The 13698-nt window shown below is 66.7% G+C and carries 7 protein-coding genes and 1 pseudogene; 2 read left to right on the top strand and 6 right to left on the bottom strand.

Going from position 1 to position 13698, the window contains the following annotated elements; translation table 11 throughout:
• Window positions 1-148: 148 nt before the first annotated feature.
• A complete protein-coding gene (locus BEN49_RS02835; protein WP_070740458.1) occupies window positions 149-2386 on the top strand; it encodes a T9SS type A sorting domain-containing protein in 2238 nt (745 codons plus the stop codon).
• A gap of 249 nt (window positions 2387-2635) precedes the next feature.
• The gene (locus BEN49_RS02830; protein ID WP_070740457.1) at window positions 2636-3520 is read left to right on the top strand and encodes an alpha/beta hydrolase; all 885 of its coding nucleotides are present in this window, start codon (window positions 2636-2638) and stop codon (window positions 3518-3520) included.
• Window positions 3521-3816: 296 nt separating this feature from the next.
• Here the strand turns inward: BEN49_RS02830 and BEN49_RS02825 are convergent, their stop codons facing one another.
• The 6 genes and pseudogenes from BEN49_RS02825 to BEN49_RS02800 all read right to left on the bottom strand — a co-directional run bounded on the left by BEN49_RS02825 (window position 3817) and on the right by BEN49_RS02800 (window position 13690).
• Window positions 3817-4608, bottom strand: coding sequence for an amidohydrolase (locus BEN49_RS02825; RefSeq protein WP_070740454.1), 792 nt, complete (start codon window positions 4606-4608; stop codon window positions 3817-3819).
• Window positions 4609-4726: 118 nt separating this feature from the next.
• Window positions 4727-7198, bottom strand: a complete 2472-nt coding sequence (locus BEN49_RS02820; protein ID WP_070740451.1) for a glutaminase family protein — start codon at window positions 7196-7198, stop codon at window positions 4727-4729.
• Between the two features lie 214 nt (window positions 7199-7412).
• Window positions 7413-9616, bottom strand: a pseudogene (locus tag BEN49_RS02815) (GH92 family glycosyl hydrolase).
• A 92-nt stretch (window positions 9617-9708) separates the two neighbouring features.
• A complete protein-coding gene (locus BEN49_RS02810; RefSeq protein WP_204376037.1) occupies window positions 9709-10887 on the bottom strand; it encodes a glycoside hydrolase family 76 protein in 1179 nt (392 codons plus the stop codon).
• Between the two features lie 17 nt (window positions 10888-10904).
• Window positions 10905-12044 carry a SusE domain-containing protein gene (locus BEN49_RS02805; protein WP_070740447.1) on the bottom strand — a complete coding sequence of 380 codons (1140 nt, stop codon included), beginning with the start codon at window positions 12042-12044 and terminating at the stop codon, window positions 10905-10907.
• A gap of 35 nt (window positions 12045-12079) precedes the next feature.
• Window positions 12080-13690, bottom strand: a complete 1611-nt coding sequence (locus BEN49_RS02800) for a RagB/SusD family nutrient uptake outer membrane protein (protein ID WP_070740444.1) — start codon at window positions 13688-13690, stop codon at window positions 12080-12082.
• Between the last annotated feature and the right edge of the window lie 8 nt (window positions 13691-13698).

Raw genomic sequence — 13698 nt, 5'->3', positions numbered from 1 at the left:
CGGGCTAAAAAGCGGCGGCCCGGCCCAGCTTTCCGCGCGGTGGCGACGAACTTTGTGCGTTGCCCGCGCCTTGCGTAAGCGCCGCCGGGCGTTGGGCCCCAGCCGCCGGGGGCGGGCTCGTTTCCACCAAGTTTCTAACCGTTTGCTTATGCTGCGCCGCTACGCCGTTTTGCTGTTGCTCTTGCTGCTGGGGGCCCCGGCCGCCCGCGCCCAAACCGCTACTTTCGGTGGGTTTGAGTTCCGGGCGGCGGCCCCCGTGGTGGAGGGCGCCGACACGCTGCGCCAGGCCTGGGCCGGCGGCTTCAACACGCCCCAGTTCAGCCAGATCGACCTGAACGGTGACGGCCGCAACGACCTCTTCGCCTTCGACCGCCAAACCAACCGCTGCTACACGTTCCTGAACGCGGCGCAACGCGACGGTAGCCGCGGCTGGCAGTACGCGCCCGACTACGAGGCCCTGTTCCCGCAGGACTTGGCGGGCTGGGCCCTGCTGCGCGACTACGACTGCGACGGCCGCCCCGACCTGTTCAGCTACGTGAACGGGGGCGACATCCGGGTGTTTCGCAACGTCGCGGGGGCCGGCGGGCGGCCCAGCTTTCAGCTCACCACCAGCCAATTGCGCTTCTCGGGGGCCGGCGCGGGCACCAGCAACCTCACCATCGGCGGTTACAACATGCCCGCCATTGCCGACGTGAACGGCGATGGTAAGCTCGACATCCTCAGCTACGACTTCGTGAGCGCCACCATCATCGAGCTGTACCTGAACACCAGCGCCGACGCCTGCGGGGCGGCCCTGACCTATAAAATCGACACCAACTACTGGGCCCAGCTGCAGGCCTGCACCGGCTGCGCCGCCTACCAGCTGCCGGGCCTGGCCTGCCGGGGCGACGCCGCGGCCAAGCCCACCCACACCGGTGGCCACAACCTGCTGGTGCTCGACGTGAACGGCGACGGCGTGTACGACGTGCTTGACGGCCGCGACAACTGTCCCGAACTGGTGGCGCTGCTCAACCAGGGCACCAACCAGCTGGCCACGCTCACAGCCAGCAGCATCCACACCGATTTTCCGTCGGCCGCCAACCCGGTGCGCCTGCCAGTGTTCCCGGCGGGCTACCTGATTGATACCGATTTCGACGGCATCAACGACCTAGTGGTGGCCCCCAACATGCTGGATAACAGCCAGGACAACGTGAGCCAGCGCGACAACATCCGCCTGTACCGCAACACGGCCGCCACCGGGGCCCCGGCCTTTAGCTCCCAGTTCGGTGGGTTTCTGACTAACGACGTAATCGACGTGAGCGAGGCGGCGGCCCCCGCCTTCGGCGACCTCGACGGCGACGGGCTGCCCGATATGCTCGTTGGCAACAACGCCGACCAAGTGGCCGGCAAGTACCGCGCCACCCTCACCTACTACCGCAACGTGGGCACGGCCACCCGGCCGCTGTTCAAAATCGCCACGCGCGACTACCTGGGTCTCACCGCCAATGGCACCGCGCCCAACGCATTCCTCGCCCTTAAGCCCGCCCTGGTGGACCTGAACCGCGACGGGGCCCTGGACCTGGCCTACGCTGCCAACTACCAGGGCGTCAACCGCATCTACTACATCCTGAACACGGCCGCGGCGGGCCGCCCGGCGGTGTTCGACCCCACCACGGCCAACTATTTCAAGCCCCAGGGCGCGGCGGGCAGCGGCGTCTTGCCCTCATTTATGGGCGACATGCCGTGCTTCACCGACGTGGACGGCGACGGCAACGTGGGCTTGCTGGTGGGCACCGATGACTACACCGAGCCCGGCCAGGCGCTGCGCTACTTCCGCAACCAGGGCCCCGGCGTGGCGCTCGAAAACGCCTTCGTGGCGGTGAACAACGATTTGGGGCAAATCCGCGACGGGGCAGGGGCCCGGCCCCTCCACCTCAGCCCCACTGTGGCCGACTTCGACGGCGACGGCCGGCCCGACCTCGTGACGGCCGACAACACCGGCGCCGTCCGGTTCTTCAGCAACTACCGTACGCTGCTGGCCGGCCCCACCGCGCCCCGCACCAACCTGTTCTGGAACGCCCTGCTGAGCCAGTACGAAGGCAACCGCCTGGGCCAAAGCGCGCTGGTGCGCTACGGCCTGGCCGCGGCCGACGTGAATGCCGACGGCGTGCCCGAGCTGTTCATCGGCACCGAAACCGGGGGCCTCAGCAGCTACGCCGTGCGCCGCGGCACGCCCACGCCCACCCGCGTGTCAGTAATCGACGCCACCGGCCGCCTCGTCAGGGCCCCCGACGCCCTGGCCCGCCAGCACGACCTCACCCTCAGCGGCCTAGCCCCCGGCCTCTACCTGGTGCGCGCCGAAGCTGCCGACGGCACCGCTGCCGTGCAGCGCCTAGCCGTGCAGTAGCGTGGACTCGCCGCTGTCCAGGTTTGGTCGCGCTTAGAGACGTTTGCTCAACCCCTTTGCTACCCAGTAAAGTACAGATTTCTCTTTGCGAAGACACCCTTTGCTGTACTTAGCTTATTGAATAAGTTTTTGAATCGATTTCGCCTGTTCACCGCTGGTTCGCTGTTGTTTAGGCAGCCCGCCGACTTGTGCAGTCGAACGAGCGTTTTCCTGAACCGGCGCTTAACATTGGTTTCAGACCCTATTCACATGAACCAGTTTATTCTTTTCCTTTTGGGCGTTTTGGTCTGCTTCCACAGCGCGGCGCAGCCAGGCAACCAAACGGTCCTGGGCCACCCGGACAGCCTCCGGTCCACGATCCTGAAAGAAAACCGAAAATTTTACGTCCACGTGCCCGCGGGTGCGTCAGGCCCGGCGGCGGCCGCCCAACGCTACCCGGTGGTGTACCTGTTCGATGCCGACGCCCAGTTTGCCGCGGCGACGAGCATGATTCAACACCTGAGCACCCACTACAACACGCTGTGTCCGGAAATGATCGTGGTCGGCCTGTTGCACCCGGACCGACGAAAAGACTTGACCCCCACGCACGTGGCCACCGACCCGCCTTTTTCGACGGCGGGGGCCAACAAAACGACCGGGGGGGGCGAACAATTCATTGCGTTCCTCGAACAGGAATTGCTGCCGTACATCGACGCGCACTACCCGACCCAACCCCGCAAACTGCTGATCGGCCACTCGCTTGGGGGGCTGGCCGTGATGCAAATTTTTGTGCACCATACCCGGTTGTTCGATTCCTACATCTGCCTGGACCCGAGCATGTGGTGGGACCACCAAGCCCTGTTGAAAGAAACCAAACGGGCGCTGGAAACCCGGCGTTTTTCCGGCACCTCCCTTTACCTGGGCATTGCCAACACATTGGAAAAAGGCCTAGACCTAACCACGGTGCTCGCCGACACCACCGCGGCCACCCTGCACATGCGGAGTGTGTTAACCTTGCAGCGCTATTTTGAACACAACCCGCAAAACGGGTTGACGTACCGGGGAAAGTATTACCCAGACGACAGCCACATGTCGGTTCCCTTTATTGCCGAATACGACGCGCTGCGTTTCCTGTTTAGCGCGGGGCCGAAGTAGCACGCCGCCGCGCTGCCCGCAAACGCAACCGCGCGGCGGTGTCGCTTATGTGCCGTAGCGCCATAACCCCGGGAAGGAGCAAGGGACCAACGAAAGGCCGCCCCATCACAAAGGGTCGAATCGTCGGGTGGAAAGCGAAATAAGCAGATAAGGCACCGGCCTACGGCCACGCCTGCTGGGTCCAAGCGCTTGCCAGCCCGAGTCGGTTCAGTGAAACGGTCGTACGAATGAACATGCACGCCCCAAGTGGGACGTTCACGGCACATAAACGCATTTTACGCTTCCTATAGCAAACGCTACCACCCGGCCAGCGTGAACTCGTCCCCGTCCTGCAAGGCTGGGAACTCCGCCCGGAAGTCCTGCAAACCCTCCCAGCTTAGGGTGCGGGTGATGCAGCCGGGGGCACCGGCGGCTTCGGCTACGTACTCGCCGCGCATGTTCAGCAGGGCCGAGTCGCCGGCGTAGGCGTGGCCGATGCCGTCGGTGCCGATGCGGTTCACGCCGGCCACGTAGGCCAGGTTTTCGAGGGCGCGGGCTTGCAGCAGCACTTGCCAGGGGCCCCGGCGCACGGCGGGCCAGTTGGCCACGTACAGCAGCAGGTCGTAGGGCGCGGCGGCGGGGTTGCGGCTCCACACGGGGAAGCGCAGGTCGTAGCAGATGAGCGGGCAGATGCGCCAGCCGCGCCACGCCTCCACCAACGGGGCCCCCAGGCCGGCGGCGTAGGTGCGGTGCTCACCGGCAAAGGTGAACAGGTGGCGCTTGTCGTAATGGGCCAGCGTGCCGTCGGGCCGCACCCACAGCAGGCGGTTGTGGTAGTGGTCGCCGGCGCGGATGATGACGCTGCCCGTCACCACGGCGCCTAGGCGGGCGGCGGTGGCGCGCAGCCAGGCCACGGTGGGGCCCTGCATGGTTTCGGCCTGGCCGGCGGCGTCCATGCTGAAGCCGGTGGTGAACATTTCGGGCAGCACCACCAGGTCGGTGGGCGCGGTTAGGGCCCCCAGCAGCTCGTCGAACTGGGCGCGGTTGGCGGCCGGGTCGTGCCAGTGTAAATCGGCCTGGACGAGGGTTACGGTGAGGTCGTTCGGCATGGGGTGGCTGGGCGGGTTGTGGCCAGCAAATTACACCCCACGCCGGGTCCCCGACCGCTAGGGGCCCGCCGCGGGGCCCCAGCGGTCGGGGCCCACCACGGGGCCCCACGCCGGGTAGTTACTGGGCCAGCTTCTGGGCCAGTAGCTTCATAAAATAGCCGCCGACTACTGAGCGGGCCTGGAAGCCTTGCTGCTTGGCGGTGGTGGTTTCGTGCCAGTCGGTGAGGGGCACGCGGCTGGGGGTGTCGTTGGCGAACTGCCACACGGGGCCCACCAGGGCCTCGAAGTCGGCGGGGTTGGTGGCCAGCGTGGCCGTCCACAGGATCCAATCCGACTTGGTGTAGGTCTTGCGGCTGTCGAGGGGGAGGCCGTATTTCTGCTGATGCTTGAGGTAGAAGGCCAGTTCCTGCTGCGCCACTTCGGGTGGGAACACGTTCAAGCCGAGCAGCTTGTCCCAGACCAGGTTGTACTTCTGGCTCCACGAGCCGGCGGGCTTGTCGAAGGTCAGGGCGTAGTGGTCGCCGTCTTGGTCCATTTGCATCCATTTCTTGGCCAGGTCGCGGGCCAGGGTTTGGTACTCGTTGGCCGTGGCCAGGTCGCCGAGCTGCCGGGCCATTTGCCCGTAGCAGGCAATGCCCATGATGGCCTTCACCGACAGGTTGGTGTTGCGGGCCAGGTGGCCGGCGAAGTCGTCGGTGCTGAGCTGATTGGCCGGGTCGAAGCCGTCACGCTTCAAAAAGCCCACCCACTTGGTGAGCGTGGGCCAGTGCTCGCGGGCAAAGTCGGGCTTGCCGTCCACCTTCACCGCTGCGGCGGTCAAAATCAGCATGTTGCCAGCTTCTTCCACCGGCATGTCCTCGCCGTACTTTTGGCCGTTGGCCTGGGGATAGGTGCCCAAGTCGTGGGCCGGAAAGTCCTTCTTCCAGCGTCCCGACTCCGAATACTCGAAGATGAAGCGCAGCATGCCCTTGGCCAGCTCGTTGTTATACAGCAGAAACAGCGGTTCCGAGGGGTAAGTCACGTCGACGGTGCCGATGAAGCCCCCCGAGAAATTCTCCTTTGAGAAGAAGAGCAGCTCGCCCTTGGGCCCGGCCACGATGCTGTGCGCGGCAATGGCCTGGCGGTACGCCAGCTGGCACAAGTCGGCGTATTTTTTGCCCCCGACAGCCTGGGCGTCGGCCACCAGCTTTTGGTCGAAGGCCGTGGCTTTCTGGCGCAGGCGCGGGTAGTCGGCCTCGGCGGCGGCCAGGGCCTTGTCCATCGTCATAGCCGGGCCGCGGCGCCACCAGGGGCGCAGGTTCTGGCCGAAGTACTGCACGGCCTGCTGCTCGTCGTAGCCCAGCAGCAGGTGGCCCGCGGCGGGCGCGGCGGCCACGGCCCCCAGGTCGAGCACGGCGGCCTGGGCCACGCGCTGGGCTGGCCCTTTGAGGGGGGCACTGGCGGGCAACGTGCCAGTGGCGGCGAAGGCGGTTTTCAGGGCCTGCGGGTCGCCCGTGCCCAGGGCCCCCGCGCCCGGCACGGCCAGGTAAGCGTAGCCCCAGTCGATGCGCACGCCGTCGCCGGCGGTGGCCAGCACGGGCTGCGCGGCGGTGCCCACGGCCTGCCAGCGCAGGGCCCCCGCCGCGCCGGGCCGGGTGGCCACGGCCTGGAAGGGGGTGTTGCTGGCCAGTGTGCCGGCCTCGGTCAGCAGCACCTGGGTGGGGTGGGGCTTGCCGTCGGGGGCGGTGGCCGTGCAGGTGAGGTAGCTAACGGGCCGGGCCACGGTCTCCAGCTCATCGAGCAGCAGCGGCGACAAGAAGCTGACCGTCAACTGCACGGGGCCGGCGGCGAAGGTGTAGGTGGTTTGGGTGGCCGTGACGGCCACCGCCGTTTGGCGGGCCGTGGGCAGCGCCTTTTGCGGCAGGGCCACGTAGAGGCCGGCGTCGAGGTGGGCGCCGCCCTGCGGGTTCACGCAGTGCATCGCCAGCACGTTGGGGCCCTGGTGCAGGGCCCGGCGGGCCGCTTCGGGCACGGGCACGTCCTCGTAGCGGCCGGTGGCGCCGGCCTTCTGCACCACGAGCACGCCGTTGAGGTACACCTCCGCGTCGTCGTCGTGCGAGAGGCGCAGCGTGAGCGGGCCCGTGGGCAGGGGCCCGGCCAGCGTCACGGCGCGGCGCACCCACACGTCGCGGGTTTTCCAGGGCGTACCGGGCCGGGTGGCGTCGTCGGTGAAAGGGGCGGGGCCAGTTTTCCAGCTTTGGGCCCCGGCGAAGGTGGTTTTCTCCCAGCCGGCGGCTGGTTTGCTAAACGTGTAGCGGGCCGGGTAGGGCGTTTCCTGGGCGGTGGGCGCCAGGGCGCGGAACAGCGGCACGCCCTGCCCCAGGAACTGGTAGGCCCGACCGTCCACCCGCACCACGCCCTCCAGGCCCTGCGGCTCGCCGGTCCAGTGCCGCGTGGGGCCCCCGGCCAGCTCGTCCTGAAACGCCCACACGCTGAAGTACGGGGTGTGGGTGATGAGTGGGTACGCCGGCGGGCGCAGTGCCTGGGCCGACGCCCCAGCGGCGCTCAGCCCCACCAGGAGCAGGGGGCCCAAAAATTTGTTCAGCAGCATGGCAACGGGGGTAAAGGGTGGGAATGGCGGCCGCGGAGGGCGCGTCCACGCAGGTTTGGCAATGAGTAGCAGGGCGGTAACTTAAGCAATTTGCGCCAGCGGCCCCGCGGAACCACCGCGGAGCTGCTGGCGCAAAGGCAGTTGCTGGGGTACCAAGGTTGCGTGCCGACAGCAATAACTGGGGGCCGGCCGTGGCTGGGGCCCCGGGCCGGGCTTATTGAGCCACGACTTCCACCTGGCCGCCCGTCCGGAACAGCTGATGGGGCACGAAGTAGCCCGGGCTGGGGGCCCCGTTCACCCGGATGGCGCTCAGGCGGCGGCTCGCGCCGGATTTTTTCACCGTCAGCACCTTGCCGTCGTCCAGGGTCCAGCGCACTTCGTCGAAAACGGGGAGCGTGACCACGTAGCGCGCGTCGGCCGCGGACAGCGGGTAGAGGCCCGTGGCGCTGAAGACGTACCACGCCGACATCTCGCCCGCGTCGTCCATGCCCGAAAACGCCAGGCCTTTCTCGCCGGTGTTGTAGAACTTGGCCATGATTTCGTCCAGCCGCTGCTGCGACTTTTCAGGCTTGCCCACGAAGTAGTACGCGAACGGCGTTTCGTGGTCGGGCTGGTTGCCGTGGCAGTACTGGCCGATGAAGCCCGACACGTTGCGGGCAATGTAGGCGGGGTTCCAGGGCACGGTGAACAGCGAATCCAGCTTCGCCTCGAAGGGCCGGGGCCCCCGTAGAGCGCCACCAGGCCCGGCATGTCGTGCGGGGCGAAGAAGGAAACCTGCCAGGCATTGGCTTCCCGGTACATGTACTCGTAGTAAGGGTACTGAGGATTGAAGCTCTTCACCCACTGGCCGTTGGCCAGGCGCCCGCGCATGAACTTGGTGCCGGGGTCGAACACATTGCGGTAGTTCTTGGAGCGCGCCATCAGGGTTCGGTACTGGGCCGTGTCGTGCAGCGCCTTGGCCAGTTGGGCCACGGCGTAGTCGTCGTATGCGTACTCCAGCGTTTTCGACACGCCGGCGCTGCCCGGGGTTTCCACGTTCGGCGCGGGCACCTCGGTGGTGGCGATGTAGCCCTTTTGGATGTACTCCTTGATGTGGGGCCGCGTGCCGCCTTCCACGTTGGCGTTGCGCAGCAGCAAGCGGTACACGTCCGGCAGGTCGAAGTTGGTGACGCCGCGCAGGTAGGCCCCGGCCACGAACGAGGCGGCGTGGTCGCCGTGGAAGAAGGTCGGGATGAAACCGGTCTTGTCCCCGATGTCCTGCATCGACTTGATGATGTCGGCGGTGACGCCCGGCGCGAGCATGCTCATCAGCACGTCCTTGTTGCGGTACGTGTCCCAGAGCGAGGGCAGCGTGTAGTACTGGAAATTGGCCTTTTGCACGGCGCCTTTCACGTCGCGGTACTCGCCGTTGGCGTCGCTGCGCAGGGCGGGCCACAGAAACGAGCGGTACAGGCAAGTGTAGAACATGCCCCGCTGCTGCGCCGTCCCGCCCGTCACGGCCACCTTGTTCAGCAGCTTGTCCCAGGTGGCGGCGGCGGCGCGCCGCACGTCTTCGAAGGAGCGGGTGCCCAGCTCCTGAGCCAGGTTTTGCTGGGCGTTCTGGATGCTCACGAACGAGATGCCGACCCGCAGCTCGACGGTTTTAGGACCCCCGTCGGCCAGGCGCAGCACGGCCACGCCCTCCTTGGTGCCCTTGCCCTGAATGGCCACGTCCTGGATGCCCGCGCTGAGCTGGCCGTAAAAAAACACGGTCTGGTCGCCGGTTTTCTGGAAGCCCTGCACGGCCGCCGGGCCCACCTTTTCGAGGGCCCAATCGTTCACGTTCTCGTTCGAGCGGCCCAGCTTGAACACCACGCGCCGGTCCTGGGCCTGGGCATACGTGTACTGGTGCAAGCCGCAGCGCAGCGTGGAGGTCAGCCGCACCTGCACGTTGTAATCTTTCAGCGTCACGCCGTAGTAGCCGGGCGCCGCGGTTTCGGTGGCGTGCGAAAAGCGCGAGGCGTAGGGCCCCGTGGCCCCGGCTGGGCCCGCCACGGGCAGCACGGGCAGGTGGCACAAGTTCCAGTGCCCCTTGTTGGTGTGGGCAAAGGCCTGGATGACCGAGTCCTCGTACTGGTAGCCCGAGCCGGTGTTGAACTGCGTGATGGGGCTCAGCTGCACCATGGCGTTGGGTAGGGCGCTGCCCGGAAACACCAGCCCGGCCCACACGCCGTGCCAGCCGGGCGGCGCCACGTAGCCCACCAGCTTGGGGTCGGTGAAGGCCGCCGTGCCAATTAGCGGGTTGACGAAGCGGCCGGGGTCCCCCGCCGCGCGGCCGGCCCCGCCCGGGGCCCCCGGCGGGGTTACCTTGGTGCAGGAGAAAGCGCCCAAAGCGGCGAACGTGAGCAGGGAGCTTAGGCGCAAGTTTGCAAACTTCATAGGAACGGGTGAGGAGTTTAGGGCCCCGCAAAAAGCACCAGGGCCCCAAAAGGTAGGGCCCCGGGACGTTCCCGGGGCCCTACCTTTTGGCTTTACAACAGCTTGCGCGCCTGCAAATCGGCGAGTATTTCAAACATCATCACGCCGCTCATTTGCGTGGAGGCATCCACGGTGCCGCTGGGCGCGGTGGTCCAGTTGGTGTTGAACAGGAACTGCGGGCGGCGGGTGGCTTGCTTGTAGAGGCTTTCGCCGTTGAATTTGAGGAACGCCACGTAGTTGGCCCGGTTGGTGGCGCTGACGGCCGGCTCGGTGGCCAGCTGGGCCAGGTAGCGCGTCAAGATGCCCTTGAACAGGCCCCCGTCGCCGTTGCCTTCGTCCTTTAGCACGCCGCCGGGCGAGAGCTGGCCGTCGTTGAGCACGTAGGCAGCCGTGCGGGTAGCGTCTTCTAAGTAGCTGGTTTGCTGGGTGGCGCGGTACAGGGCCAGCCCGGCCCCGAGGAACACGCCCTGGTTGTAGCTGAAGCGCCAGTCCTTGTCAATCTGGCCGTCGCCCAGGCGGTTCACGCCGTCCCACACGGCGCCGGTGGCGGGGTCCACCAGGGTTTTCTTTTCCCAGTCGTAAATCTTCTGGGCCCAGGCCAAGTCGTCGGGGTTGCGGTCGAGGGCGTAGAGGCGGGCGGCCAGGATGGCGGCGGGGGCGTTGGCGGGCGTGTTTTTGTAGTCGCGCTGGTTTTTGCGCCACGCAATGCCGCCGCCCTGCTGCTCGTTCCAGCCCAGCTTGATGTCGGCCCACAGCAGGTCCGCAGTGGCCTTGTACTCCGGCTCCCGGGTAAGGTCGTAGGCGCGCAGCGAGGCCAGCGCCAGCCACTCCATGTCGTCGTAGTAGTCGTTGAGGTAGGTGTTGTTGTTCTTGGCCTTGATGCCCTGCTCCAGCGCGCGCATCTGGGCGAGGTAGTCGGCCACCTGGGTGCGCTGGTAGCCGTCGCTGAGCACGTCGAGGCCGTGGGCCTGCCACCAGTAGTTGAAGGCCTGGTCGCCGGCGTTGTTCTTCTGGTAGAAGCGGCCGGTGGGGGCCCAAAAGCCCTGGTTGAGGGCCGCCTGGGCCGAGTCAGCGCGGGCCGCCCAGTTGGTGACCACCACGGCCACCGGCGGGCGCGGCGGCGCAATGTAATCGTCCACGGGCTCGTGGCAGGCCGGCAGCAGCCCGCCCAGCAGCAGGCCGCAGCAGGCCCGGGAAAGCACGGAGAACCGGATCATAGGGAAGCGAAGCATAAGGTTAGGAAATCAGCTTAGCGCACCACCACCTGGTGGGTGTAGGGGCCGTCGGCTTGCAAAAGCACGGTCACGTCAATGTTCTTCTTGTCGGCTTCCTTCGGAAACTTATAGGAGTAGTCGTACTGCGCGTCACTGACGGGCACCAGGGCGTAGTAGGCGGCCGCCGTGCTGGCGGTGGCGGGCTGGTTGTCGGAGTTGGTGCTGCCGTAGTACTGCTTGCTGCTGGCGCCCGCCGCATTCTTCTCCATGAACAGGAACTTGTAGCGCTCGTCGCGGCCCCAGCTCTCCTGATGGAATTCCAGGGGCGTGTTCTCCACTTTCCACACCCCTTTGCCCACGTAGGGCAGGTCCACCAACACCTTGTTCTCGGGTGCAAACCAGAGGCCCACCGATTCAATCTCGGTGAGAGTAGCCGCGGCGTTGTTAAAGTCCAACCGCATGCGGTACACCTTGGGCGTGGCGGCGGGGCTGGTACCCTGGGCGCCCTCCATCAACTTACTGCCGTCGAGGTAGTAGCTGGTGGGCGTGCCGGTGGTGGCGTCCACCAGCTTCACGTCGCCGGGGCCCAGCTCGGTGTACAGTTCAAACACGCCCGCGGACAAGCTCTTGAACTTGAGGGCCTGGGCCAAGTTGGTGCCGGCTTCGGTGCCCGAGCCTGTCAGGTACAGGGCAGCGGGCGGCGTGGCAAAGCCGGCGGGGCGCTCCAGCGTCATCAGGTGGGACTCGGGGCTGGTCACCACGTTTATCCCCTTGGAGGCGTTCACCGTCCACTTGAGTTTGCCGACCGCTGACGACTTGATGCCGGCGATGTTGGCGATGCGGTTGAGGTCGCTGTGGGTGAGCACCAGCTTGGTGTCGAGGCCGTTGCTGCCCGAAGTGGTGCTGTAGAGCGGCTTCGAGAAGTCGCCGTCTTCTTTATCAAACACCACCTCGTAGAGCACCAGCGTGCCATCGACGGCGCGCGCCTGGCCCCACTCAAACGTGAGGGCGGCGTTTGAAGGCGGGTCGAGGCGCACGTAGATGTTCGTGGCGGGCGCAAGCAAGTTCGTCACCGGCGTAATCGTTTCGTCCAGCCCACCGTTGTCTTTCCGGCAGCCGGAAAGCAGGCCAACGGTGAACAACAGCAGCAGCAGGGACCAGGGTAGCTTTTTCATGGGGGTGGGAGAAGGCAGTGGAGTAGGGGAGGGGCTTACCAGCCCGGGTTTTGGGTGAGGGCGGGGTTGATGTCGCGCTCGCGCTGCGGCACGGGCCAGAGGTAGTGCTTGGCGGGGTCGAACGCCCGCTGGTCCACGCGCAGGTAGCCGTTGTCCACGGCCGGGTCGCCGGCTTTAATGCCGTGGAGGTAGCCGTTGAGGGCCGTTTCGGCCGTGCGCCAGCGGCGCAGGTCGAACACCCGCAGGCCTTCCATGGCCAGCTCGGTGCGGCGCTCGCGGCGCACGGCCTGGCGCAGGGCGGTTTGCCCACCGCTGGGAAAGGCCAGGGCCCCCGCGTCGGTGAAGCCGGCCCGCCGCCGCAGGGCCCCCACGGTGGCGTCCCAGTCGGTGGCCGTCAGCTGGCCGAGCTCGTTCTTGGCCTCGGCCTGCATCAGCAGCACGTCGGCGTAGCGAATCAAAATCAGGTTCAGGCCCGAGTTGAGGTTGGCGTCGGCCGTGGGGTCGAAGTACTTGGCCACGTAGTAGCCGGTGGGGCTGGCGTCGGCGCGGTCGATGGAGTTGTCGCCGGTGCCGGGCACGGTGCGGATGACGAAGGTGGTGCCGTCGGGGCGCTTCCAGGCGTAGCCGTCGTACACGAGGGTGGCCGTCAGGCGCGGGTCGCGGCCGGCGTAGGGCGCAGCTTCATCATAATTCGAGCCCGCCTCATTAATGGCCTTGCCGTTAACGGTCAGGTAGTCGTTCACCAGTTCCTGCGAAGGGGCGATGGACGACACCAGCTTGCCCTCGGTGCGCGGAATGAAGGCGCGCTGCTGGGCGTACGTGCGCGAGGGAAAGGCGTACTGCAAGTCGAGCACCACCTCGCTGTTGTTCTCGTTGGCTGGCGAAAACACGCCCGCATAGCTCGGAAACAAGCTGTAGCTGCCCACTTGGCCGCCAATCAGCTGGCTGGTGACGGCCACCACGTCGGCCCAGCGGCCTTCGTAGAGCAGGGCCCGGGCCTTCAGGGCCAGGGCCGCGCCCTTGGTGAAGCGGCCCTTGTCGGTGGCACCATAGGCCGTGTTCAGGGGCAGGGCGGCGGCGGCGGCGTCCAGCTCGGCCAGCACGAAGGCCAGCACCTCGGCCCGGGGCGTCCGGGTCAGGGACTGCGCCTCGGCGGTGGTGATTTCGGTGGTCACCAGGGGCACGTCGCCGTACCAGGTCATCAGCTGGAAGTAGTGGTAGGCGCGGATGGCCCGGGCCTCGCCGATGTAGCGCGCCTTGAGGCCGGCGTCGAGGCTGGCAATCTGGTCGACGTGCCCCAGCACCTGGTTGCAGCTGCGGATGCCGCCGTAGTGGTAGCTCCACTCGTTGGTGATGCGCTGCTGGTTGGTGCCGTAGGCCCCCTCGGCGATGTTGCGCGCGTTGGAGCCGTCGACTTCGCTCTTGTTGTAGGCGTTGTCCGACAGCGTTTCGTTGAAGAAGAAGTACTCGCTGGGGTAGAGGCCGGCGTAGCAGGTGCTGAGCACGTTGGCCGCGTCGGCGGGCTGGCTCCAGAAGGTGGCATCGGTGGGCCGGTCGGTGGGCGGCAGGTCCAGCTTTTGGCAGGCCCCCAGGCCCAGGCCGAGCCCGGCCCCGAGCAGGATCGTGTAGCGGATGGTGCGGTTCATGGCGGTGC

Source organism: Hymenobacter coccineus (genome assembly GCF_001816125.1).
GTDB lineage: Bacteria > Bacteroidota > Bacteroidia > Cytophagales > Hymenobacteraceae > Hymenobacter > Hymenobacter coccineus.
The sequence above is the reverse complement of the archived record's forward strand: the minus strand, read 5'-3'. Positions and strand labels throughout refer to the sequence as shown.